General features: G+C 59.4%; 23 protein-coding genes and 2 tRNA genes. 9 read left to right on the top strand and 16 right to left on the bottom strand.

The features are described from left to right. Window positions 1–16: 16 nt before the first annotated feature. From ACR3EG_RS13455 to ACR3EG_RS13430, 6 genes are all read right to left on the bottom strand, one after another. Entirely contained in the window at window positions 17–418 is a 402-nt protein-coding gene (locus ACR3EG_RS13455; RefSeq protein ID WP_170352712.1) for a DUF2160 domain-containing protein, read from the bottom strand. A gap of 8 nt (window positions 419–426) precedes the next feature. After that, a complete protein-coding gene (locus ACR3EG_RS13450; RefSeq protein WP_170352713.1) occupies window positions 427–1,224 on the bottom strand; it encodes a carbohydrate ABC transporter permease in 798 nt (265 codons plus the stop codon). Further along, window positions 1,221–2,084 carry a carbohydrate ABC transporter permease gene (locus tag ACR3EG_RS13445; protein ID WP_170352714.1) on the bottom strand — a complete coding sequence of 288 codons (864 nt, stop codon included), beginning with the start codon at window positions 2,082–2,084 and terminating at the stop codon, window positions 1,221–1,223. The genes ACR3EG_RS13450 and ACR3EG_RS13445 overlap by 4 nt, the downstream gene beginning before the upstream one ends. Continuing rightward, window positions 2,084–3,157, bottom strand: a complete 1,074-nt coding sequence (locus ACR3EG_RS13440; protein ID WP_480496419.1) for an ABC transporter ATP-binding protein — start codon at window positions 3,155–3,157, stop codon at window positions 2,084–2,086. Before ACR3EG_RS13440 ends, ACR3EG_RS13445 begins: the two co-directional genes overlap by 1 nt. Before the next feature lies 1 nt (window position 3,158). Further along, complete coding sequence (locus ACR3EG_RS13435) at window positions 3,159–4,208, bottom strand: ABC transporter ATP-binding protein (protein WP_480496417.1); 1,050 nt, start codon at window positions 4,206–4,208, stop codon at window positions 3,159–3,161. A gap of 81 nt (window positions 4,209–4,289) precedes the next feature. Continuing rightward, a complete protein-coding gene (locus tag ACR3EG_RS13430) occupies window positions 4,290–6,029 on the bottom strand; it encodes an ABC transporter substrate-binding protein (protein ID WP_480496415.1) in 1,740 nt (579 codons plus the stop codon). Window positions 6,030–6,339: 310 nt separating this feature from the next. Here ACR3EG_RS13430 and ACR3EG_RS13425 point away from each other — a divergent pair, with 310 nt between their 5' ends. From ACR3EG_RS13425 to ACR3EG_RS13395, 7 genes are read left to right on the top strand one after another with little or no spacing between them, the layout of a single operon-like run. Continuing rightward, a complete protein-coding gene (locus ACR3EG_RS13425) occupies window positions 6,340–7,701 on the top strand; it encodes a V-type ATP synthase subunit B (RefSeq protein ID WP_480496413.1) in 1,362 nt (453 codons plus the stop codon). Then, window positions 7,679–8,284: a V-type ATP synthase subunit D gene (locus ACR3EG_RS13420; RefSeq protein ID WP_480496412.1), complete on the top strand. Its 606-nt coding sequence runs from the start codon at window positions 7,679–7,681 to the stop codon at window positions 8,282–8,284. The genes ACR3EG_RS13425 and ACR3EG_RS13420 overlap by 23 nt, the downstream gene beginning before the upstream one ends. Further along, window positions 8,281–10,077: a V-type ATP synthase subunit I gene (locus ACR3EG_RS13415; RefSeq protein ID WP_480496410.1), complete on the top strand. Its 1,797-nt coding sequence runs from the start codon at window positions 8,281–8,283 to the stop codon at window positions 10,075–10,077. The genes ACR3EG_RS13420 and ACR3EG_RS13415 overlap by 4 nt, the downstream gene beginning before the upstream one ends. Beyond that, entirely contained in the window at window positions 10,074–10,517 is a 444-nt protein-coding gene (locus tag ACR3EG_RS13410) for an ATP synthase subunit C (RefSeq protein WP_480496408.1), read from the top strand. Before ACR3EG_RS13415 ends, ACR3EG_RS13410 begins: the two co-directional genes overlap by 4 nt. Beyond that, window positions 10,517–11,194, top strand: a complete 678-nt coding sequence (locus ACR3EG_RS13405) for a hypothetical protein (protein WP_480496406.1) — start codon at window positions 10,517–10,519, stop codon at window positions 11,192–11,194. Before ACR3EG_RS13410 ends, ACR3EG_RS13405 begins: the two co-directional genes overlap by 1 nt. 1 nt (window position 11,195) lies before the next feature. After that, entirely contained in the window at window positions 11,196–11,888 is a 693-nt protein-coding gene (locus ACR3EG_RS13400) for a hypothetical protein (protein WP_480496404.1), read from the top strand. After that, window positions 11,885–13,726, top strand: coding sequence for a V-type ATP synthase subunit A (locus ACR3EG_RS13395; RefSeq protein ID WP_480496402.1), 1,842 nt, complete (start codon window positions 11,885–11,887; stop codon window positions 13,724–13,726). Before ACR3EG_RS13400 ends, ACR3EG_RS13395 begins: the two co-directional genes overlap by 4 nt. Before the next feature lie 5 nt (window positions 13,727–13,731). On the opposite strand, the gene ACR3EG_RS13390 is transcribed toward ACR3EG_RS13395, so the two are convergent. The 6 genes from ACR3EG_RS13390 to ACR3EG_RS13365 form a co-directional block, all read right to left on the bottom strand. Next, window positions 13,732–13,806: transfer RNA gene (locus ACR3EG_RS13390), tRNA-Glu, on the bottom strand. Between the two features lie 22 nt (window positions 13,807–13,828). Continuing rightward, window positions 13,829–13,903, bottom strand: a tRNA-Glu gene (locus ACR3EG_RS13385). 98 nt (window positions 13,904–14,001) lie between these two features. Beyond that, window positions 14,002–15,744 (bottom strand): single-stranded-DNA-specific exonuclease RecJ, encoded by a 1,743-nt coding sequence (gene recJ, locus ACR3EG_RS13380; protein ID WP_480496400.1) that lies wholly within the window; start codon window positions 15,742–15,744, stop codon window positions 14,002–14,004. A gap of 78 nt (window positions 15,745–15,822) precedes the next feature. Next, window positions 15,823–16,806 (bottom strand): class II fructose-bisphosphatase, encoded by a 984-nt coding sequence (gene glpX / locus ACR3EG_RS13375; RefSeq protein WP_480496398.1) that lies wholly within the window; start codon window positions 16,804–16,806, stop codon window positions 15,823–15,825. A 69-nt stretch (window positions 16,807–16,875) separates the two neighbouring features. Then, the gene (locus ACR3EG_RS13370) at window positions 16,876–18,162 is read right to left on the bottom strand and encodes a homoserine dehydrogenase (protein ID WP_480496396.1); all 1,287 of its coding nucleotides are present in this window, start codon (window positions 18,160–18,162) and stop codon (window positions 16,876–16,878) included. 124 nt (window positions 18,163–18,286) lie between these two features. After that, the gene (locus ACR3EG_RS13365) at window positions 18,287–18,589 is read right to left on the bottom strand and encodes a hypothetical protein (protein WP_480496394.1); all 303 of its coding nucleotides are present in this window, start codon (window positions 18,587–18,589) and stop codon (window positions 18,287–18,289) included. A 45-nt stretch (window positions 18,590–18,634) separates the two neighbouring features. Here ACR3EG_RS13365 and ACR3EG_RS13360 point away from each other — a divergent pair, with 45 nt between their 5' ends. After that, window positions 18,635–19,222, top strand: a complete 588-nt coding sequence (locus ACR3EG_RS13360) for a TetR/AcrR family transcriptional regulator (protein ID WP_480496392.1) — start codon at window positions 18,635–18,637, stop codon at window positions 19,220–19,222. On the opposite strand, the gene ACR3EG_RS13355 is transcribed toward ACR3EG_RS13360, so the two are convergent. Further along, window positions 19,223–20,134, bottom strand: a complete 912-nt coding sequence (locus ACR3EG_RS13355) for a pirin family protein (protein ID WP_209196655.1) — start codon at window positions 20,132–20,134, stop codon at window positions 19,223–19,225. It lies immediately after the preceding gene. A 158-nt stretch (window positions 20,135–20,292) separates the two neighbouring features. Between ACR3EG_RS13355 and ACR3EG_RS13350 the strand changes: the two genes are divergently transcribed. Then, window positions 20,293–20,793, top strand: coding sequence for a hypothetical protein (locus ACR3EG_RS13350; RefSeq protein ID WP_209196654.1), 501 nt, complete (start codon window positions 20,293–20,295; stop codon window positions 20,791–20,793). Here ACR3EG_RS13350 and ACR3EG_RS13345 read toward each other — a convergent pair. From ACR3EG_RS13345 to ACR3EG_RS13335, 3 genes are read right to left on the bottom strand one after another with little or no spacing between them, the layout of a single operon-like run. Beyond that, window positions 20,741–21,340 (bottom strand): TadE/TadG family type IV pilus assembly protein, encoded by a 600-nt coding sequence (locus ACR3EG_RS13345; RefSeq protein ID WP_480496389.1) that lies wholly within the window; start codon window positions 21,338–21,340, stop codon window positions 20,741–20,743. The two genes, ACR3EG_RS13350 and ACR3EG_RS13345, sit on opposite strands and share 53 nt — an antisense overlap. A gap of 4 nt (window positions 21,341–21,344) precedes the next feature. Next, window positions 21,345–21,878 carry a TadE/TadG family type IV pilus assembly protein gene (locus ACR3EG_RS13340; RefSeq protein ID WP_170352732.1) on the bottom strand — a complete coding sequence of 178 codons (534 nt, stop codon included), beginning with the start codon at window positions 21,876–21,878 and terminating at the stop codon, window positions 21,345–21,347. Continuing rightward, window positions 21,875–23,569, bottom strand: coding sequence for a pilus assembly protein TadG-related protein (locus tag ACR3EG_RS13335; RefSeq protein ID WP_480496387.1), 1,695 nt, complete (start codon window positions 23,567–23,569; stop codon window positions 21,875–21,877). Before ACR3EG_RS13335 ends, ACR3EG_RS13340 begins: the two co-directional genes overlap by 4 nt. Window positions 23,570–23,598 lie beyond the last annotated feature (29 nt).

The raw sequence follows: 23,598 nt of genomic DNA, 5'->3' as shown, positions 1-23,598 counted from the left end.
CGCTGTTTCGCAAAGCTCAAACTTTCCAGAAGACGAAGATGCCCCAGCCGATCGACAGGAATAGCGGGGTCCAGACGGGCTGGCCCACGATCCCAAGCCACGCGAGGAAGATATAGGCGGACCCCAACAGGGTGATGAACAGTCGGTCGCCCAGCGTGGTGGTCAGGCCCAGAACGCCGCGCCGTTCGATCCCGTCGCGGAACTTGAACCCCTCCAGAACGCCGATCAGCGCGATGGCCGAAAAGATGCCGACGAACAGCGCCAGCGTCGCGGGCGTCCACGCCATCCAGAAATCGGGCCACAGCGGATCGGTCCAGGAAAACCCTTTTTCCTCTTGCTGGCCAACGCTGCCCCAACCGGCCTGCTGGGCCGCCGCCATCGACGGCAGAAAGGGAAGGGTGAGAAGTAGTTTACGCATATCGAACCTCACACACGGCCCATCGCGAACCCACGCGCGATGTAGTTACGGACAAACCAGATGACGATGGCACCGGGTATGATGGTGAGCGTACCGGCCGCAGCCAGCAGGCCCAATTCGTACCCCGCGCTTGAGGCGGTACGGGTCATTACAGCGGCGATGGGTTTCGCCTCGACCGCTGTGAGCGTTTTGGCCAACAGCATTTCCACCCACGAGAACATGAAGCAGAAGAACGCCGCCACGCCGACGCCCGCCTTGATGTTGGGCAGGAAGATGGTCACGAAGAAACGCGGGAAGGAATAGCCGTCCACATAAGCGGTTTCGTCCAGTTCCTTGGGGATGCCGCGCATGAAGCCTTCCAGAATCCACACCGCCAGCGGGACGTTGAACAGCGTATGCGCCAGCGCCACGGCCAGATGGGTGTCAAACAGCCCGATCGAGGAATAGAGCTGAAAGAACGGCAGCGCGAACACCGCCGCCGGGGCCATCCGGTTGGTCAGCAGCCAAAAGAACAGCTGCTTGTCGCCCAGAAACCGATAGCGCGAGAACGCATAGGCCGCAGGCAGCGCCACACAGACCGACAGCACCGTGTTCAGCGTCACGTAGATGATGGAGTTGATATAGCCCCAATACCATGTCGGATCGGTGAAGATGGTGATGTAATTCTCCAGCGTGAAGGTCTGGGGAAACAGGGAAAAGCCCGACAGAATTTCGTTCGTGGTCTTGAAGGACATCGCCACCAGCCAATAGATCGGCAGCATCAGGAACGCGATATAGAGAATCGGGATGATGGAGCGCTTTTTCATTCTGCGTCATCCTTTGTCATCAGAGTGTAGAAGACCCAGCTGACCAGCAGCGTGATGGCGAAATAGATCAGGCTCATCGCGGCCGCAGGGCCAAGGTCGAACTGTCCCAGCGCGATCTTCACAAGGTCGATCGACAGAAGGGTGGTTGAGTTACCGGGGCCACCGCCGGTCAGAACGAAGGGCTCGGTATAGATGTTGAAACTGTCCATGAACCGCAGCAGAACGGCGATGGTCAGGACGGTTTTCATCTTCGGCAGTTGGATATAGCGGAACACCGACCACGGGCTGGCTCCGTCGATCTTGGCGGCTTGATAATAGGCATCGGGGATCGACACGAGGCCCGCATAGCACAGCAGGACAACCAGCGAGGTCCAGTGCCAGACATCCATGATGATGACGGTGATCCAGGCCGACAGGGGCTGCTGCGTCATGTCGTAGTTGATGCCCAGAACGTCATTCAAAAAGTACCCCAACAGGCCGATTTTCGGCAGGGTGAAGATGTTCCACATCGAGCCCACGACATTCCACGGGATCAGCATTGGTAAGGCCATCAGCACCAGACAGACCGGCACCCAGAACCCTTTGCGGGGCATAGACAGGGCGACGATAATGCCCAGAGGCACCTCGATCAGCAGGATCAGGAAGGTGAACAGGAACTGCCGTCCCAGCGCGGCCTGAAAACGATCCGAGCGCAGGATTTGCTCGAACCAGCCAAGGCCTTCCCAGAAGAACTGGTTGTTGCCAAAGGTTTCCTGCACCGAGTAGTTGACCACCGTCATCATCGGCACCAGCGCGTTGAACGCGACCAGCGCCAGCACCGGCAGGACAAAGAACCACGCTTTTTGGTTTTCCGTTCTCATCAGCTGCGCTCCTCGGTTGCGATCCAGCCGTCACGGTAGACGCGGGATTGTTCAGGTTTGAATTGCAGGAAGACCTGTGATCCGGGCTCGGGCACACTGTGTTCGGTCACGGCTTTCAGGGCGGTATTTCCGACCATGGCGCTGACCACATAGTGGCGACCAATATCCGAGACCTTGGTCACATGCGCAGGGATGCCCGTATCTCCAAAGCCCACATATTCGGGGCGGATGCCCAAGTCGGTGCGGCCTCCGTCGCCGTGGGTGGGGCCTTCCAGCATCACCTCGTGGCCTTCGAACACCGCGCGGTCGCCTTTGGCTTCGCAGGGCAGGACATTCATGCCGGGTGAGCCGATGAAGTGGCCAACAAATGTGTGCTGAGGACGCTCGAACAGTTCAACCGGCGTACCGATCTGCACCACTTCGCCATCCTGCATCACCACGACCTCATCGGCGAAGGTCAGCGCCTCAGTCTGGTCGTGGGTCACGTAAATCATCGTGGCTTTGACGCGCTGGTGCAGCTCTTTCAGCTTGGAACGCAACTTCCATTTCAGATGCGGGTCGATCACGGTCAGCGGTTCGTCAAACATCACTGCGTTCACGTCATCGCGCACTAGCCCGCGTCCCATTGATATTTTCTGTTTGTTGTCCGGGCTGAGCCCGCTGGCGCCGGTGCTCAGCATATCCGTGACATCCAGCATTTCGGCGATCTCATCGACGCGGCGTTTGATCGTTGCCGGGTCAACCCCCCGGTTTTTCAGCGGAAAAGCCAGGTTTTCGCCCACAGTCATCGTGTCGTAGATCACCGGGAACTGGAACACCTGCGCGATGTTGCGCTGGTCGGGGGGCAGGGCGGTCACGTCCTGACCGTCGAACAGAATCTGCCCCTCGGACGGGGTCAGCAGGCCCGAGATGATGTTGAGCAAGGTGGACTTGCCGCAGCCCGACGGCCCCAGTAGTGCATAGGCTCCACCATCACGCCATGTGACGTCGATTTCCTTCAGCGCATAATCTTCGGGGCCTTTCGGCGAGGGCATATAGCTGTGTCGCAGGTTCGAAAGTTTGATCTGTGCCATGTCAGGCCACCCTTTTGCCGTCTTGGCCGAAATACCGGCAATGCGCCGGGTTCATGTAGAAACTGTGATCTTCGCCAACTTGGTAGGGATGCACCCCCGCCGCCAGCGAAACCCAATCATCCGATCCATGGCGGAAATGCGCGCTGGAATCTGATCCCGACAGCTCGGTCACAATGACCCGGCCCGTCAGTTCAACATCCGCATCCGATGTGCGGAACGGCGTCACCCGGTGCGGGCGCACGGCGACCATGTAGTCTCCATCGGCCATGTCCGAGACGGCCCAGCCTCCGCCACCTGCCAGTTGCGCTTGAGCGCCGGACACGGTGATGTGGGCCACGTTGATCGGCGGGTCCGAGAACACACGCGCGGCGGCGATGTTTTCAGGATTGCGATAGATATCTGCTGTGGGGCCGAACTGTGTGACGCGGCCGTCCTCCATCAGGGCAGTGTAGCCACCCAGCAGCAGCGCCTCTTCGGGTTCCGAAGTCGCATAGACCACGACGGCCCCGCGCCCCGCGAACAGATCGGGCAGTTGCTCGCGCAGTTCTTCGCGCAGTTTGTAATCGAGGTTTGCCAGCGGTTCATCCAGGAACACCGCGCGGCTTTCCTTGGCAATCGCCCGGGCCAGCGCGGTGCGTTGTTGTTGCCCGCCCGACAGCTCATGCGGGCGGCGGTGCAGCATGGGGCGCAACTGCAGCAGGTCGGCGGCCTCTTCCACGCGGCCTTCGATCTCGGATTTCGCCATGCCCGCCACGCGCAGGGGCGAGGCGATATTGTCGAAAACAGTCATATGCGGGTAGTTAACAAAGAACTGGTGCACCAGGCTGATCTGCCGCTTTTGCGTGTTCAGCCGGGTCACGTCCTGCCCATCCATCAGCACTTTGCCCGAGGCCATCGGATCCAGCCCGGCCATCATCTTGATCAGAGAGGTCTTGCCCGATCCCGTAGCGCCCAGCAGCACATTGAAATGGCCTGTCTGCAGCTTCAGGTTGGTAGGCTTGATATGAATAACGTTGCCAACCCGCTTGGTGGCGTCTTGAAGTTCGATCATGTCCGTGGGTTCCGGTCCTTCAGTGCGGCGCACTGGTCGTGGGGTGGGGATGCCGCGCACGGCACCCCCGGTTGCATTGGCTTAGTTGGCCTGCCAGCGCGCAACCAGCTCGTCATAGTTGACGGTCTGGCCCTGCGGCTTTTCGTTGTCCAACTTGGCCTTAGGCGAACCGGCTTTTTCCAGCCAGAAGGCAGGGTCCTGCGGCTCGTTCAGGCGCGGGCCACAGCCGCCATAGACGTTGGCGGCCTCATCGGCGGCCTGCATTCGGGCCATGGTGATGTCCATTTCCTCGGCCAGACGATCCATCGCCTCTTGCGGGGTGAAGGCGCCCGAGTTCACGTCACCGATCTGCTGCCACCAGATCTGGGCCAGCTTCGGATAGTCCGGAACATTGATGCCGGTCGGCGACCATGCCACACGATCAGGCGAGCGGTAGAACTCGACCAGACCACCCAGCTTGGGTGCGCGTTCGGTGAAGGACTCGTGATTGACCGAGCTGTCGCGGATGAAGGTCAGACCCACGTGGGACTTCTTCACATCAACAGTCTTGGACGTCACGAACTGAGCGTACAGCCACGCGGCCTGGGCACGATCCGAGGGGGTCGATTTGAGGAACGTCCAGGAACCCACGTCCTGATAACCAACCTTCTGACCTTCTTCCCAGTAGGGGCCATGCGGGCTGGGCGCCATCCGCCACAGCGGCGTGCCTTCGTCATCCACGGTGTTGTTGCCTTCGGACTTCGGCTTGACCATGTCGGCGGTAAAGGCGGTGTACCAGAAAATCTGCTGGGCCACGTTGCCTTGGCTGAGCGCCGGCAGTGACTGGTAGAAGTCATAAGACGCGGAACCCGGAGGCGCATAGTTCCGCAGCCATTCGTCCCATTTGCGGATCGCATAAACCGCAGCCGGGCCGTTGGCCGCACCACCGCGCGACACAGACGCGCCGACCGGGTTACAGGTGCCCGCTTCCATGCGGATGCCCCATTCGTCGACCGGAACACCGTTCGGCTCGCCCACGTCACCGGCACCGGCCATCGAGAGCCACGCGTCCGTCATACGCCAGCCAAGATCCGGCGCGCGCTTGCCGTAATCCATGTGGCCGTAGATCGCTACACCATCAACTTCTTTCACGTCATTGGTGAAGAATTCGGCGATGTCCTCATAGGCCGACCAGTTGACCGGAACACCCAGATCATAGCCATACTTCTCTTTGAACGCAGCCTTATTGGCCTCATCATCGAACCAGTCCTTGCGGAACCAGTAGAGGTTCGCGAACTGTTGGTCGGGCAGCTGATACAGGTTACCGTCCGGGCCAGTGGTGAACTGAATGCCCATGAAGTCATCCAGATCCAGCGTCGGCGATGTGGTCGCCGCCCAGTCACCTGCCATCTGTTCGGTCAGGTTATAGGCCAGTTGCAGGCGCGAGTGCGTGCCGATCAGGTCACTGTCGTTGACATAGCCATCGTACAGGTTCCGGCCGGTCTGCATCTGGGTCTGAACAGCTTGAACCACTTCGCCTTCGCCCAGGATCTGGTGGTTGACCTTGATACCGGTGATTTCCTCGAATGCCTTGGTCAGAACCTCGGATTCATACGAGTGCGTGGGGATGCCTTCGGACAGAACGTTGATTTCCATCCCGGCATAGGGTTGTGCAGCTTCGATGAACCACTTCATCTCGCCCATCTGTTCGTCTTTCGACAGGGTCGATGGCTGGAATTCGTCGTCGATCCAACGTGTTGCTGCGGCTTCGTCGGCCCAAGCAGAGCCGTGGCCCGCAATGACGGCCGCCGCCGCCACTGCGCAAAGTAGATGTCTCCGCATCTGTCTCCTCCCAAAGATTATGTGATCCGGTGCGGACCGGATGACGAACAGCATCAGCGATTTTTTGCATACGTGTCAAACTAAATTTTTAGTAATTGGGATTGGTCACCTTACAGCCCTAAAAACATGCGCTTTTTGGTGATGCAGGGTCTTTGACGGACGGATTCGCGCGTCTTGTCGGGCAACTCATTCGTTGATCGGCATCTATCCTTGCCAAGTTGTTGATTCTTAGTAAGCTGCTTCCACGTACAAGCCCTGAAGCGGCGCGCGCCCGGGCGACAAATTTCATTTTGATGACTGAGGATGTTTCATGTCCCAAAGTCTTTTGAAGTACACACGCGTTCTGGAAATTGTCGGTGACACCATCAAGGTTCGGGTGCCGCTGGACGGGTCGGCTGACGCCGTTGTGCGGTTCAACGATCTGGCCGTGATCGAAACGGTTGATGGCCACAAGACGCTGGCTCAAGCGATTTTCATCGACCGGGATGTGGTTACGCTGCAGGTGTTCTCGGGCACCAAGGGTATCTCGACCGAAGCGACGGCAACCTTTCTGGGTCACCCGATGCAGACGCCGTATTCGGCGAATATTCTGGGCCGTGTTTTTGACGGGGCAGGGGTGGCAATCGACGGTGGGCCGGACCTTTCGTCCGAGCCGCGGATCGAGATTGGTGGGCCGACGGTGAACCCCTCGGAGCGGGCCGTGCCCAACAAGATGATCCGCACCGATGTGCCGATGATCGACGTGTTTAACACGCTGGTGGAAAGCCAGAAAATCCCGATCTTTTCGGTCTCGGGCGAGCCGTTCAATGCCTTTCTCAGCCGGATCGGCATTCAGGCGGATGCCGATATCGTGGTCTTTGGCGGACTGGGGCTGATCTTTGACGACTATCACACGTTCCGGACGTCGTTCGAGGATGCTGGCGTGTTCTCGCGTACGGTGATGTTCGTCAATCAGGCGATGGACCCGCTGGTGGAACGGCTACTGGTGCCGGATATGGCGCTGGCGGTGGCCGAGAAATTCGCGGTTGAGGAAGGCAAGCGGGTGCTGGTTCTTCTGACCGACATGACCGCCTATGCTGATGCGATGAAGGAGGTGGGGATCAGTCAGGAACGCGTGCCCTCGCAGCGCGGCTATATGGGCGATCTCTATTCCCAGCTGGCGCGGCGGTATGAGAAGGCGTGTGATTACGCCAAGGGCGGTTCGGTCACGGTGCTGACCGTGACGACGATGCCCGGCAATGATGTGACCCACCCGGTGCCTGACAACACGGGCTATATCACCGAGGGGCAGTTTTATCTGCATTCCGGGGTGATTGACCCGTTCGGCAGCCTGTCACGCCTCAAGCAGAACGTGATCGGTAAGACCACGCGCGAGGATCACGGGCAGATCATGAACACGATGATCCGGTTTTACTCCGAAAGCCGCGATGCGGCGCAGAAACAGGCGATGGCCTTTGACCTGTCGGATTACGATCACCAGTTGCTGAAGTTCGGCGCGCTGTTCAGGGCGCGATTCATGGATATCAACGTGTCGATCCCGCTTGAGGACGCACTGGATCTGGGGTGGAAGACGCTGGCCGAGTGTTTCCAGCCTGAACAGTTGCTGATGAAGCAGGCTTTGGTCGACAAGTATTTCCCAAAGGATACCGATGGCGCGGTTGCAGCTGAATAAATCGTCGCTGGCGCGCCAGCAGTCTCAGCTGAAAAGCTATGAGCGGTTTCTGCCGTCGCTGGGCCTCAAGCGCCAGCAATTGATGGCGGAACGTGCCAAGGCCCGCGAAGATGTGCAGCGACTGCAGCAAGAGGTGCATGATCTGGCGCAGCAGGTCGGGGAAAAGCTGCCGATGCTGGCGCAGCAGGGGGTCGATCTGGACGGGCTGGTTCAGCTGAAGGATTGCCAGTTGAAAGAGGTCAACGTGGTCGGCGTCAAGATGCCCGATCTGGACCGGATCGAGGTTGCGGTGCGGCCCTATTCGCTTTTGGCCAAACCCCATTGGGTCGATGCCGCCGCCAGCCTGTTGCATGACATGATTGAGGCACGTCTGCGTGTGACGGTCGCCGAGGAACGGGTACGTATTTTTGACAAGGCCGTCGCCACGATCACGCAGCGGGTGAACCTGTTCGAAAAGGTTCTGATCCCGCGCGCGAAGGCCAATATCAAGAAAATCCGCATCTATCTGAGCGATGAACAGATGCAATCGGTTGTGCGTTCGAAAATCTCCAAGCGCAAACATGCGCAGGAGGCGCTGACATGAGCGTCGCGCGGCTGAAGAAACTGTCCCTCGTCGGACCTGCCGCACTAAAGGGCGACACGCTCAAGGCGTTGCAGGAGCTGGGCTGTATGCATGTACTGCCGCTGGCGCCTCCGCCTGCCGAGCCCGAAAAGATCAGCGAACGTGGTGCGCATGATGCCTATAAGGCGCTGCGCTTTTTGACCGATGTGGCCGACCCGCGCCGCCAGATACAGCGCGATCCCGCGTTCGATATGGACCAGTTCGTGCACGACGTGCTGGACTTGATGCAGCGCACGCGCGAAGCGACGGATCGGCGGGATTTTCTGGCACACCGGATTGCACAGGTGCGCCCGTGGGGCGATCTGGATTTTCCGCCCAATGACGTGCTGGCGGGCAATCGGCTGTGGTTCTACCAACTGCCGGTGAAACACCGCGAGGCGTTGTCCGAGGTCAAACTGCCCTGGGCCATTCTGGAACAGGATCACCGCTATATCTATGCCGTGCTGATCGCGCCCGACGATCCGGGCGACGATATTCTGCCAGTGCCGCGCACCCATACCGGATCGCTGCCGATACATGAGCTTGAGGCGCAGCTGGAAGAGGCCGAGATCGCCATTGAGGCGCTTGAGGCGGAACGCATCGCCCAAACCCGATACCTGACCCTGATGCGCCGCAACCTGTCGGCGGCGGAAAGCGCGGCGGAACTGGCCCACGCCACGCAGAAGATCCGCGACGAGGGCCCGATGTTTGCCCTGCAGGGCTGGGTGCCCGAAGATCGTGTGGATGCGGTGCTTGAGATGGCGCAGGCGCGAGACGGTGCTGTTCTGATCGAGGAGCCGGGGCCGGATGATGCCCCTCCGACGTTACTGGAGCAGCCCGAGAACCGCAGCGCAGCCGTCGATCTGGCGCTGTTCTACCAGATACCGGGCTACAGGGATTGGGACCCCAGCATCATCGTTGCGGCCTCGTTTGCGATCTTCTTTGCGATGATCGTGGCGGATGCGGGTTATGGCGCGGTGATCCTGCTGGGCCTGCTGGCCTTCTGGAAAAAGATGGACAAGACCCCGGCGCAGCGGTCGTGGCGGCTCTATGGTGTGATCATCGCGGTCGCGACGGTGATTTATGGGGTCATGGTCGGCAGCTATTTCGGCGCGTCCCCGGCGGAGGGGTCGATCTGGGCGCGGCTCAAGATACTGGATCTGAACAATTTCAACGCGATGATGATGATCTCGATCGTGGTGGGGGTGTTCCATCTGGTGCTGGCCAACGCATTGGCCGCTCGGGCGGCGTGGGGACGGCGCAGGGCGGTTGCCAATTTGGGCTGGATCGCCGTTCTGATCGGCGGATTTGTCTTGTGGCTGGCCTACATGAACGCAGGCGTGACCCTGCCCGGAGCGGTTCTGATGATCGCAGGCCTTCTGGCGATCCTGCTGTTTACCAGCGAGCGTCAGATCACCAAACCAACCGACTGGCTGTGGCGTCTGATCGAAGGGCTGCAGGGGCTGGCGGGTGCGATGGGAGCCTTTGGCGATGTGCTGAGCTATATGCGCCTGTTCGCGCTTGGTCTGGCCTCGGCCTCGCTGGCGATCACGTTCAACGATCTGGCCGTGTCGGTGATGCATGCGATGAAAGGGCCGGGCATCCTGTTCGGGCTGCTGATCCTGATCGCCGGGCATCTCCTCAATTTCGCCCTCGCGATGATGAGTGGCGTCGTCCACGGGTTACGTCTGAATTACATCGAATTCTTTAAATGGGGTCTGCCGGATGAAGGCATCGTCTTTCGCCCGTTCGCCCGCAAGGAGGTTCAGGAATGAATGAGCTTGTACTGACATTGGGTTGGCTGGGAATCTACGCGCCTATGGCTTTGGGGGCGGCGTCCAGCGCCATTGGTTGCTCAATCGCGGGCATGGCCAGCATTGGCGCGATGACCGAGACCGAAGGCGGTTATGGCCGGTTTATTGGCGTCTCGGCCTTTCCGTCGACCATGGTGATCTATGGCATCGTGATCATGTTCACGCTGAACCGCGATGTGACCCCGGACAACGCGGGCGGGCTGTTCGGCATCGGCATCCTGTCGGGGATTGCGCTGATGTATTGCGGCATCTGGCAGGGTCGCGCCTGTGCGGCGGCGATCAACGCCACCAAGGAGAAACCGGAAATCTTCGGCCTGTCGCTGGCCCCTGCCGCGATCATCGAAGGGTTCGGCGTTTTTGCTTTCGTCTTTGCCCTAGTCATTAGCGCGGGGATCAGCTGATGGCACAGGACGGGATGATCTCGCACGGGGTCGATGCGCTGATCGACAAGCTGCGCAGCGATGGCGTGGCGGCGGGGCAGGCGGATGCGGACAAGCTGCGTTCTGAGGCCAAGGCCGAAGCGGCGAAGATTCTGGCCGATGCAAAGCGCGAAGCGGATGAGTATCAGAAAAACGCCCGCACCGAATCTGACAATTACCGCGCCGCCGGGGAAGAGGCGCTGAACACCGCCATGCGTGATGCGGTGCTGACCATGAAGGCGGGCCTGACGGACCGGTTCCGCGAAGATGTCGAACGCCTTGTCACCAAGGAAATGGCCGACCCCGAGATGTTGAAACAGATGATCCTTGAGGTCGTCGGGCGTGCCGCCGAAGGGGTCAATCTGGATGGCAAGGTGCAGTTGATCCTGCCCGCCAAGGTCGCCACGCAGGAAGATATCAAGCAAAACGCCGACGATATCCAGTCGGGCAAGCTGACGAAATACGTGATGGGCCTGACTGCCGACATGCTACGCGAACAGGTGGAACTGCACGCTGCAGACAGCACGCAGGATGGTATCCGGGTGCGCGCCGAGGATCAGGGCGTGGTGCTGGACCTGACCGACAAGGCTGTTGCCTCCTTGCTAATGGAGCATCTGCAACCCCGGTTCCGCGCCGTGCTGGAAGGGGTGATCCGCTGATATGTCGGACCCCGACGCCTATATCGCGCTGATCAGCAGCCTGCCGGGCTCGGAGCGGTTGTTTGTCGCCAAACAGCCGCCGATCTCGCGGCTGCGGCTGGACCGGCGGTTGCGTGCGCTGACACCCGAGGATGCGCGGGTGCTGCATGTGTTGGAACACGCGCTGAACTGGGGCGACTACGATATGGACGTGACAGACGTGCAGGCCGTCGAACGGTGCAAGGCCGCGCTTGCTGATATTCTGCAGCCGACTTTGCAGAAGCTGTTTCTGGAGCGGATGGATTTGCGCACCGCCGTGGCCGCGTTGCGGCTTCGCAAACAGGGCGGCAGCCCGCCCACCGGAACCTTTGGCATGGGCCGCTGGGCCCGCCACATCCCAGCCAATTGGGGCGATCCGACCTTTAAGCTTGAGACCTCGATGCCGTGGCTCAAGGAAGCGCATCAACTGCTGGAGGCCGAAGACCCGCTGGGTCTGGAACGGCTTCTGCTGTCGGTCAGTCACAAGCAGCTCAAACGCCACGCCGCCCGCCATCTGTTCGATTTCGAGGCTGTGGCGATTTACGTGCTGATCTGGAATATTTTCGACCGCTGGGCGCAAAGCAATGCGCAGGACGCGGCCACGCGATTTGAGAAACTGGCGCAACAGGCCATGGCCGACATCGCCGATATCGACTTTGAGGGAGCCTCCGCATGACCGCCCCAACCCCCGTCACCCAAACCGCCACTGCCCGCGTTGTCTCGGTGCAAGAGGGGCTGGTGCAAATTCAGGCCAACGCAGATGCCTCGGGCGCGCCGGGGCAATTGGTTAAGAACGAGGTGGTCTTCATCCTGCCCACGCGCCCCGGCCCCGGTGGTCGTCAGGAGCGATTGAAAGCCGAAGTGTTGCGCGTGCGCGGGGATACAGCGGATGTGCAGGTCTATGAAAGCACCGACGGCGTGGCCGTGGGCGACCCGGTGGAGCAATCTGGCCAGCTGTTGTCGGTTGAACTGGGGCCAGGTCTGCTGGGTCAGGTGTTTGACGGGCTGCAATCGCCCTTGCCCAAGGTCGCCGCTGAGTTTGGCACTTTCCTGCCGCGCGGCGCGGACGTGGCCCCGCTGGATACGCTGGCGAAATGGTCGTTTACACCTTCGGTCAAGGTGGGCGACACGGTGACAGCGGGCGACAGCATCGGCACGGTGCCCGAGGGGCGCTTCGAGCATAAGATCATGCTGCCGTTTAACTGGGTGGGCGATTACAAGGTCGTCTGGGTCCAAAAAGGGGCTGCCACGATCCACGACATCGTGGCCCGGCTTGAAGATGAGCAGGGCGGCGAACACACACTGACATTGTCGCAGAAATGGCCTGTCCGGCGGGCGCTACCAGAAAGCATCCTGAAACGCGCCTTGTCTGAACGTCTCTATCCGACCGAACCGGTTCTGACCTCGCAACGCCTGATCGACACTTTCTTTCCCATCGCCCGCGGAGGGACGGCCTGTATTCCCGGCCCGTTCGGTGCAGGTAAGACGGTCTTGCAGAACCTGATCGCGCGGAACTCGAAGGTCGATATCGTGATCGTCGTAGCCTGCGGCGAGCGCGCGGGCGAGGTCGTGGAAACCATTGCTGAATTCCCCAAGATGACTGACCCGAGTTCGGGCGGCAGCCTGATGGACCGGACGATCATCATCTGCAACACTTCGTCCATGCCGGTTGCTGCGCGCGAGGCGTCGATCTTTACCGGCATCACGCTGGGAGAATATTATCGCCAGATGGGCTATGACGTGTTGCTGATTGCCGACAGCACCAGCCGCTGGGCGCAGGCCATGCGCGAGACCTCGGGCAAGCTGGAGGAAATTCCGGGTGAGGAGGGCTTCCCCGCCTATCTGGAAAGCTCGATCAAGGGGCTGTACGAACGCGCGGGCGCGATGAAGACCAATGACGGCGCGTTGGGCAGCCTGACGCTGATCGGCACCGTGTCCCCCGCCGGGGGCAACTTTGACGAACCGGTCACGCAGTCGACCCTGTCTACGGTCAAGTGTTTCCTCGGCCTATCATCCGAGCGTGCCTACAAGCGATTCTACCCGGCGGTGGACCCTATGCTCAGCTGGTCGCGCTATCTGGATCAGCTGTCTGACTGGTATGACAAGAACGCCGAGGCCGGTTGGACCGGCAAGGTTCGCGATCTGCTGGCGCTGATCGAAAAAGGCGAACAGGTCGACCAGATGATGCAGGTGACGGGCGAAGAGGGCGTCACCATCGAGGACTTCGTCACCCAGCAAAAGGGACTGTTTGTGGATATGGTCTATCTGCAGCAAGACGCATTCGATCAGGTGGACGCGACCGTCCCGCTGGAGCGGCAGAAGATGACTTTCAAGCTTGTCTATGGCGTGACCCAATCCACCGCCGAATTCAAAGATAAGGCCGAGGTGCGGCGGGTCTTCACGCAGCTGACAGGGTTGATGAAAAACTTCCACTATGCGGCGGAAAACACGCCAGAATTCAAAACCACGTGGGGGCAGATCGAAGACCTGTGCCGCGAGAAATTCGGAGTGTAAGGAAATGGTAGCCCGTAGGGGAATCGAACCCCTCTTTCCAGGTTGAAAACCTGGCGTCCTAACCGATAGACGAACGGGCCATTTAGGCAAAACAAGCACAAGTGGTAGCCCGTAGGGGAATCGAACCCCTCTTTCCAGGTTGAAAACCTGGCGTCCTAACCGATAGACGAACGGGCCACGCTGGCTTGTGGAGGGCCTTTTACGGTTTACCTACCACCCCCGCAAGCCGAAAAATGCAGGGAGGGACAAGTTTTTTGCCGGGGCCGGTCGCGGGTTCAATTTGCCTCGGCGGCATCTTCCAGCCGAAGCTGCACGGATTGCCGTCCGCCCCATGTATTGACCTCGAGCCGACCGGCGAAATGGAACCGCGCGCCGCCGTGATTGGACAGCTTTTCGCCCATTGGTCCGTCGAACGCACCGAAGGCGATGGCGTCCAGACCGCCGCCCACGCCATCGGACAGGGACAGTTTCAAATGAGATTCGCCCACACGTTTGGCAAAACGCACCTGTAGATCGGGCAGGGCATAGCGCGGGGCAGGGGCGCTGGCCCCGAACGGCCCCGCTTTTTCGATCTGTTCGATCAGGTCCACTGTGGCCGCACCCGGCATCAATGTGCCGTCGAGTTTCAGATCCGCCGGACCGCCTTCGCCCGCGCCTTGTTTGGCCAACAAGTCCGACAACCGCGCCATGGCCGGTTCCAGCTGATCGCGCATCACTGTCAGCCCGGCGGCCATCTTGTGCCCGCCACCTTTGACCAGCAGCCCCTCGGTAGCCAAACGCTGGGTCGAAGCCCCAAGATCGACACCTGTCACTGACCGGCCCGAGCCCTTGCCCTCATCCCCGTCAAAGCCGATCACAATGGCGGGGCGGTTTGCGGCTTCTTTCAGGCGCGAGGCGACGATGCCGACTACGCCGGGATGCCAGCCCTCACCGGCGGCCCAGACAAGGGGGGCGTCCAGCCCACGTTCCTCGGCCTGTTCCATGGCGGCTGCACGCACGGCGCTTTCGATATCGCGGCGCTCGGTGTTCAATTCGTCCAGCCGCTGCGACAGGGCCTCGGCTTCGTGCACGGAATCGGTGCTGAGCAATCGCGCCCCCAGATCGGCCTGACCGATCCGCCCGCCTGCATTCACGCGGGGGCCCAGCAGGAACCCCAGATGATAGCTGTTCGGGGCCGAATCCATCCGCGCCACATCCGACAAGGCCACCAGACCGGGCCGCTGCCGCTGGGCCATCACTTTCAGCCCCTGCCGCACCAATGCGCGGTTCGCCCCGATCAAAGGGGCCACATCCGCCACGGTCGCCAGCGCCACCAGATCCAGCAGTGAGATCAGGTCCGGTCCCTTAACCCCGGCCTCACGCAGTTGCCGCCCGGCCTCGACCAGCATCAAGAACACCACGCCAGCCGCACACAGATAGCCCAGATCGCCGCTTTCATCCTGCCGGTTCGGGTTCACCACGGCCACGCATTCGGGCAGGGTTTCGCCGCCCAAATGGTGATCCAGCACGATCACATCCGCACCCTTGGCTGCCGCAATCGGCTCGTGGCTGAGCGTGCCGCAATCGACACAGATGATCAGGTCGTGCCGGGCGGCCAAGTCCTGCATGGCGGGCACGTTGGGGCCGTACCCCTCATCAATTCGGTCGGGCACGTATAACGTCGCCTGCAACCCCATCTGCCGCAGCCAGACCAGCAACAAAGCGGCTGAGCTACCGCCGTCCACATCATAATCCGCAAAAACGGCAATCCGCTGCTTGTCCCGCACTGCCGTCAGAAACCGGGTGGCTGCAGTTTCCATATCCTTCATGTCGCGCGGATCGGGCAGCAGTTCTTTCAGCTTTGGCTCCAGAAAACCCGGGGCTTCCATCGCCGGAACGCCGCGCCGCGCCAGAACCTGACAGACCGCGCGCGGCAGGCTTGCCTGTTGCACCAGCATCTCGGTTGCGCGTTCCACATCCGCCGAGGGGCCGACCCAGCGCCGCCCGGACAACGATTGTTCAACCCCTAGAAAGCTCATGACCTGCCCCTGATATGCCAAGGCCGGACCCTCGCGGACCCGGCCTTTGTGTCTGTATGGATCGGCTTGCGCACGCAGTTACGCGTTGTCGTGCGACCACATCGGCGTGCGGTAGGACATGCGCCGGACCGAGCCGGTTTTCGACCGCATCAGCAGGGTGGTGGTCTCCAGCCAACCGGGCTCGCGCTTGATGCGCGGCAGCAGCGACCCGCCGGTCACGCCGGTTGCGGCGAAAATCACATCTGCAGTCACCATCTCGTCCCGTGCGTAAACCCGGTCCAGATCGGTGATGCCCGCCTTGGCGGCACGTCCACGTTCGTCATCGTTGCGGAACAGCAAACGGCCAAAGATCTGACCACCCATGCATTTCAAGGCAGCCGCCGCCAGCACACCTTCGGGTGCGCCGCCTTGGCCCATATACATGTCGATGCCGGTCTCTTCACTTTCGGCGCAATGCATGACACCGGCCACGTCACCGTCGGTGATCAGACGGATCGAGGCGCCGGTCTCGCGTACTTCGGCGATCATCGCCTCGTGCCGGGGGCGTTCCAGAATGCAGACGGTGATATCGGCGGGGTTGCAGCCCTTTGCCTTGGCCAGAGCTTCCACACGCTCGCGCGGGCTCATGTCCAGATTGACGACGCCCTCGGGGAAGCCCGGACCCACGGCCAGCTTGTCCATGTAAACGTCAGGCGCATGCAGCATCGAGCCGCGCGGACCCATCGCAATCACGGTCAGGGCGTTGGGCATGTCCTTGGCGGTCAGGGTGGTGCCTTCCAGCGGGTCCAGCGCAATGTCCACGCCGGGGCCATTACCGGTACCGACCTCCTCGCCGATATAAAGCATCGGCGCTTCGTCCCGCTCGCCTTCACCGATGACCACGACGCCTGCGATATCCAGCAGGTTCAACTGTTCGCGCATCGCATTGACCGCCGCCTGATCGGCCGCCTTCTCGTCACCGCGTCCAACCAGCGAGGCAGAGGCCAAAGCAGCCTGTTCCGCAACCCGCGCCAGGCCGAGCGACAGCAGTCGGTCGTTGAAATCAATCTTGGCAGCACTCATTTTCACTATCCTCAGGTCAGTATAGGCGTTTTCTTGGGCATAGCCTGCGGCCTAGGCAGGCCGCAAGGGTCAAACCTCTTCTATGCGCAGCGCGACCGGTTCGCCCGAGACCACATCGGTGTCGCGGAACCCGTCCAGCGCCACGTCTAAAGTGGCCCGTGTTGTTTTATGCGTGACGATCAGGACAGGTGCGGTGCTGTCCGAGTGACCATATTGGCGCATCCGGTCGATCGACACACCGGCATCACCCAGAATAGCTGCTACTTTCGCTAGCGCGCCGGGTTTGTCGAACAGCGCAAGACGCAGGTAATAAGGAGCAGGCAGGCCGGTGATTGCCGGTGCCGCATCCTGCAAAGAGGTCGCGGGGCGGCCAAAGGTTGGGATTTGCAACCCGCGCGCCAGATCGCAGACATCGCCCATCACGGCACTAGCCGTTGGGCCTTCGCCCGCGCCGGGGCCGCGCAGAACGACTTGGTCAACTGCGTCGCCCTCGATCACCACCATGTTGGTGCCGCCTTCCAACTGTCCCAGGGCCGAGCCACTGGGCACAAGGCAGGGCTGCATCCGTTGGACCAGCCCACGCGCGGTTTTCTGCGCCACACCTAGCAGCTTGATGCGATAGCCCATGTCGTCGGCCTGATGGATGTCATCGAGGCTGATCTGTTGAATGCCCTCAATCTCGATCCCGTCGAAATTGGGTTTGGTGCCGAAGGCAATTGACGATAGCAGCGCCAGTTTATGTGCCGCGTCAATGCCGCCGACATCCAGATTGGGATCAGCTTCGAGATACCCCAACTCAGCGCATTCTTCGAATAGGGCGTTATAGCCCAGCTCCTGCGATTGCATCCGGGTCAGAATATAGTTGCAGGTGCCGTTCATCACGCCCATGACGCGGGTGATTTCATTGCCTGCAAGACCTTCGGTCATGGACTTGATCACCGGGATACCGCCTGCAACGGCGGCTTCGAACCGGATCACGCGCCCGGCGGCCTCGGCCTTTTCGGCCAGCTCTTGCCCGTGGATCGCCAGCAGGGCCTTGTTTGCGGTGACAACATCCTTGCCACTGGCCAGCGCCGCCTCGACCGAGGCTTTGGCGGGGCCGTTTTCACCGCCCATCAGCTCGACATAGACGTCGATATCGTCGCGCTGTGCCAGGGCGACAGGGTCGGTTTCCCAGGCATAGCCTGACAGGTTCACGCCGCGATCCTTGGACGCGTCGCGCGCTGACACGGCGATAATTTCGATTGGGCGACCAGTGCGCGCTTGCAGCAAATCCGCATGTTGCCGCACGATCTTGACGACACCCACGCCGACCGTTCCCAAGCCCGCAATTCCAAGCCGCAGCGCCTGTGTCATCCCGTGGGTTCCTTTCGCTCGAATTTATCGCCTTTTGGGCCTTGCCCATTCCCGGGTGCCTTACCGGGTTCGGCGCATGGGCGCAATGCGTTGCAGGCCGGCCTGAACCGGGAAATGCAGACGGTCAGTTAATTTCTTCGCTTTGTAGCTTGTCCGCCTTTTTCTGCAGCGCTTCTCGTCGGGCAGACAGGTCTTCTTCGACCTCTGCAGCCTCGCTCACTGGGTCGATCGGGGGGCCAAGATTCCCTTGCAGAGGGATCAGTTTTGGATACCGTGTGTTTTTCAGGCTTTCAGGCTCGCTGCCTTCAAGTTCAGGAAAGTCGACGCAGCTGGCGCAAAGACTCAAAACAATCAGCAATGGCAGGGGTTTCATGCCGAACCCTTTCGATGGCGGTTCTGCATGTGATGCACCTTTTGAATAGCGCATTCAAGCGGGGTTCTATCTGAACGGACGTTCAGATACATTTGCAATATGGCACGGACACAAGGTTCACATTCCGATATCACTGGCCCCCGTATTCGCAAGGCGGCCCTGTCGTTGTTTGCGCGCCACGGCTACGCGGCGGTTTCCATGCGCCAGATCGCGGCCGAGGTCGGGGTGCAGGCTGGCGCGCTTTACAACTATACGCCGGACAAGCAGAGCTTGCTGTATCGCCTGATGAACGACCACATGCAGGAGCTGCTTTCTACATACGCGAAATTGACACCCGCGGACTCGCCAGTCGAAGCCTTGCGGCAGTTCGTGGGCTTTCACATTCGATTTCACATGGAGCGCCCGGACGAAGTCTTTATCGCCTATATGGAACTGCGCAATTTAAGCCCCGAGAATTTTACGGAAATTGAAGCGGTGCGGCGCACATATGAAGACTCGCTAGAGGCCATTTTGAAAGCCGGACAACAGCAAGGGCTGTTTACTGTTGCCGATACCAAGATCGCCACACTTGCGGTGATCGCCATGTTGAATGGCGTGATGACTTGGTATCGCGCAGGGGGGCGGTTGTCGCTGGACGCCGTCGAACAAATCTACTGGGACATGGTTCTGAGATCAGTGACAGCTTGATCAATGCGCGGGGCGGATAAAGGTGCCGTTCCGCAATTCTCGAAACGCCTGTTCCAGTTCAGCGCGGGTGTTCATCACAATAGGGCCGTGCCACGCGACGGGTTCATCAATCGGCGCGCCCGAGATCAACAGGAACCTGACGCCACCGGGACCGGCCTGAACCGTGACCTCATCGCCCGTTCCGAACCGAACCAGAGTTCGATCCCCCGACATGTCACGAATGTTGACCTCTTGCCCTGCAACCTCTTTCTCTAGCAGTACCCCTGTGGGTTGCGAGGCGTCTGCGAAGGCGGCCTGGCCCTGAAAAACATAGGCAAAGGCACGGCGATACGTGTCAATGCGGAACGTTTTTTTCACGCCGGCCGGGATCGAGATATCCAGATATTGCGGGTCTGCAGCGATGCCGTCGACTGGGCCGGTCTTGCCCCAGAACTCGCCAACGATGACTCGGACAGTTGTGCCGTCGTCATCGGTTATTTCCGGAATGTCCCTGCTTTGAACATCCTGATACCGCGGTGCTGTCATCTTTTGACTGGACGGCAGGTTACCCCAAAGCTGGAATCCGTGCATTTGACCGGTCGCGTTTCCTTTTGGCATCTCTTGATGCAAGATGCCGGACCCGGCCGTCATCCATTGAACGTCTCCGGCACCCAACGTGCCAGTATTGCCAAGCGAATCTGCATGTTCGACCGTGCCAGACAGTACATAAGTTATCGTCTCGATGCCGCGATGAGGATGCCAAGGGAACCCCGCCATATAGTCTTGCGGGCGTTCGTTTCGGAAATCGTCAAACAGCAGGAACGGGTCCAGCTCGGACGGATCCTGAAATCCGAATGCGCGATGCAGTTTGACCCCTGCGCCTTCCATTGTCGGGACAGCGTTCCGGGTTTCCAAAGTGGGTCTAAGGGACATGAGGGCCTCCTGCTTGCTTGGGCCATACTTAGCCGGTGGATGACATGCGTCAATTTGCGGAGAGGCACCGCCTATGTGCAAAAAATTGCAGGTCGCGCCCCTCTGTCTTTCAGCGGGGAAAGGCGCTAAACCCGGACCACATCGAACGGGGAGAGAAGATGCAGGAAGAAGTACTGGCTCGGGTCAAGGCTTCGACACCACGGCGGTGGCTGGGTGTCGGAATGTTGACGGTTGTAGGAGCGATGGTTCTGTATGTGGCCATGGCAACGCCGCCCGAGCCTGCGTGGCTTGTGTTTTTGCTGGTCGTTGGCGCTGCAGCATTCTGGCTGGCGCATCGAATGTGGAATGCCACGAGCGACAGCATCGAATTGACGGATACAGTGGTTCGAACCGGGGCAGGGCGTGTGATCGCCCGGGTTCAGGATATCGAAGCCGTAGATCGCGGAGTGTTTGCGTTCAAACCGTCAAACGGTTTCTTGATCCGCACGCGGACCAAGGATGCAAATGCCTGGGCCCCGGGGCTATGGTGGCGCCTCGGTCATCGGGTGGGCATCGGCGGCATGACAGCCGCCGCTGAGACCAAGTTTATGTCGGAAATGCTGTCGGTTAAGCTTGCGAACAGGACTGAGGACCAAGGTTCTGAGCAATCTCATTCGTAAATCGTGGGCGAGTAAACACGAAATTACGGAATGTGTGATCTTCGGAAACCCACGATCCGACCACCCAGTTCGACCCGAAAATAGGCTGATACCTATTGGAGGTCTCGACAATGATCAGCGTGTCCTGATCGGGCATCGGGGGCAGGTTATCCCGCATGTTGCCGATATTATCATTGGTCCAGGCTTCACAATAGCCGCGGATGGCTGACCATCTTACGTAGTGCCGATCATCTTCGGCATCGTAGACAATCAGCGAAATACGCAGTTGAATATCGTTTCGGCTGTTGACCATTCGATCCAAAAGCTCATGCATGGAGTCGACGTAGGTGTCGGTCACAGTCCCGGTTTCACGCGAGATGAGGTCGCCGACCGTGTAAGCAGCCTTTAGGTTAGACGCACTTTGCCGGAAACCATCGAAAAAGGCAAAGGCACCCGTGATCGTCCAAACCAGCATTGGGAAAATCAGGATTGCTTCGACAGTTAGTATACCGCTTTCATCCCGCTTGACCGAGCGAAAGAGATTTCTGAGTCTATGGATAATAGTCATAGTCTTACGAAGGCTCCTGAACGAAGGCTGTGGTCGCCGTTAGTGCGATCTGTCCGGTATCATCTACCAGCGCCCGCCCCATGGCCGAAGTCGGAAACAGAGGATCAACCCTTGCGCACGCGCGCAGAATCATAAGCTCATTCGACAGACCGTTTTGGAAGGTACGAACAGGGCGTACTTCTTCAGTGTTGTCGGTGCAGTCTACGGTTTCGGGCAGATTGACACCGGCGAACGCGCTCTGCTGGATCATTTCCAGCCGCAAATTTCGCGAGCAGTTACGGACCAGCAGCGTATTCTCACAGATCGAGTCCTTGATTGTATCGTGGTCCGGGTTTGTTCCGGTTCCCAGTCGAATCTCGCGAACTGTTATGTCCACCGCGCGTTCCAGCATTGATTGCTGGACCGTAACCACCGCGTATTCCATTGCGCTGAGGATAAAGAACATGAAAACCGGGAAAATGAGGACAAATTCCACAACGACGTTGCCGTCCTCAGATGCCTTGAGTTTTCCTAGGTATGTTCGAAGATTTTGGATCATTGAGTCAGCCTCAGCTTCTTGATCGACGATGCGATTGACGCAAATGCGTCTTGCAACGAGATGCCTTCGGGGTCATCGAACTCGTCCACTTCGTAGACGTGGCTGTCCGAACTTGCACAGTTCTTGATGGTCGTCAGGCCCGCATTGGGTGCTTCGAACGCAATTCCATAGATGATCACACCATTATTCTTTGCAGCGCCGCAAATGCTGGTTGTGCGTGAATTCTTGGTCGTTGGTCCGACACTAATTCGAGGGTTCTGGAACCAGTTGAACACGTGATTGTTCTGCCAGAAGTAGTTGTTGGTCGCGTTCCAGTACAACGAGGCCTGATTGAACAGCTGAGGGAAAGTCATGCGCGTCGCTGTTCCCGGCTCATTGTTAAAAGAGTTCTCGTTCGGAGGGTTGCCGTAAGGATAGTCAGCAGTAATGAATCCCCCGCCGAACTGCGCGCCGTTTTCGATGCTTTGTTGCATCCACACGTAGCGGTCCGGGTTGCGCCGGAACCGAACGCTATATTCCCCTGTGGACCCATCGTCGCGGACGTATTCCGGGTTGAACCAAATGTCCGAAAAGCCTGAGCGGTACTGGTCTTTCAGCATGTATTGAGTGGTGTTCTGTCCGTCGGTCATGACGATAGCGACCTTTAGCACCTCTGAGTCATAGGCTTCGGGTCGATCTTTAAACTTATCCGGAACAATGTTCTCTCTGGCCAGTTCTCCGACAACGTTCTGGAATTTGGGATCCAGCATGCCGACACCCCATTTCATGCCCACGTCGATCGAAGTGTTGCCGTTGGCCGTAAGCGCATCGATGCGGTTGTGCAGAACATCGATGTCGTCGGTCACAGCGGTAATGTCACTGCCTGCGCGGACAGGACAAACAGGGAAGCGGGGGAATTGCTCTGCGTTGTTGGTGTATTGGAAGGGGTCGAACGGAGCGGTGCGGTCATAGGAAATCGTGGGATCCAATGCCGAACTACCATACTGCGCCGAAGTAAAGTTGATACAGTGAGAAAAATCATGCTCGGACGATACATTGCTGAAGTGCTTCAGTATGTCGTCACCCGCGCTGACTTGGGTTGCGTAAGGAATGATGGACATCGAAATTTGACTTTCGCCCGGCTTGTCCAGCATCAGGGTCACGAACTCTTTGGCGGCAGAGCGCAAGACCTCAATTTTCGTTCTTCCTGCTTCCGCAGACGCGCGGTTCATCGATCCGGACATGTCGAGCACGAGCGAGATTTCGACTGATCCAATCGATTCCTCCGCTGTACTTGCCGCTTGTGCAGTCAAGGTCTTGTGACCCGAAAAGCGCATGAAGTTGGTGTTCACGATCGTTTCTGCAGTTGCAGACACGGTCCGGGATCCAAATCCTTCCTGCACGTTGACCGATTTCAGTTTGTCACTGAGGCCAGCTTTGTCCAAGTATGACTCGACCACCTGTCGCGGCGGGAGCGTTTGGTCAAGGTCGGCAGCGGCAAGAACAGCGCGGTCCAAGGTAGACTGCAACGTCGCACGGTCGCGTTCAAAGTTCATGACGTCGACCCCAATACCTGTGGTCGCAAAAATCACCAGCACGCCAAGCAGTACAAAAATGGTGAACGACCCGTCTTCTTCGCGCTGGAAGACCTGGGGTGTTGGTAGTTTTTTAAAGCGTTTAGTTATGCCGCTTTTGAAACCGCGGTTAATCATATTGCCGTCCTCGCTGAACAGTCATCCAC

It is taken from the genome of Ruegeria sp. AM7, assembly GCF_056535965.1.
This window is presented reverse-complemented; position numbering and strand designations above follow the sequence as displayed.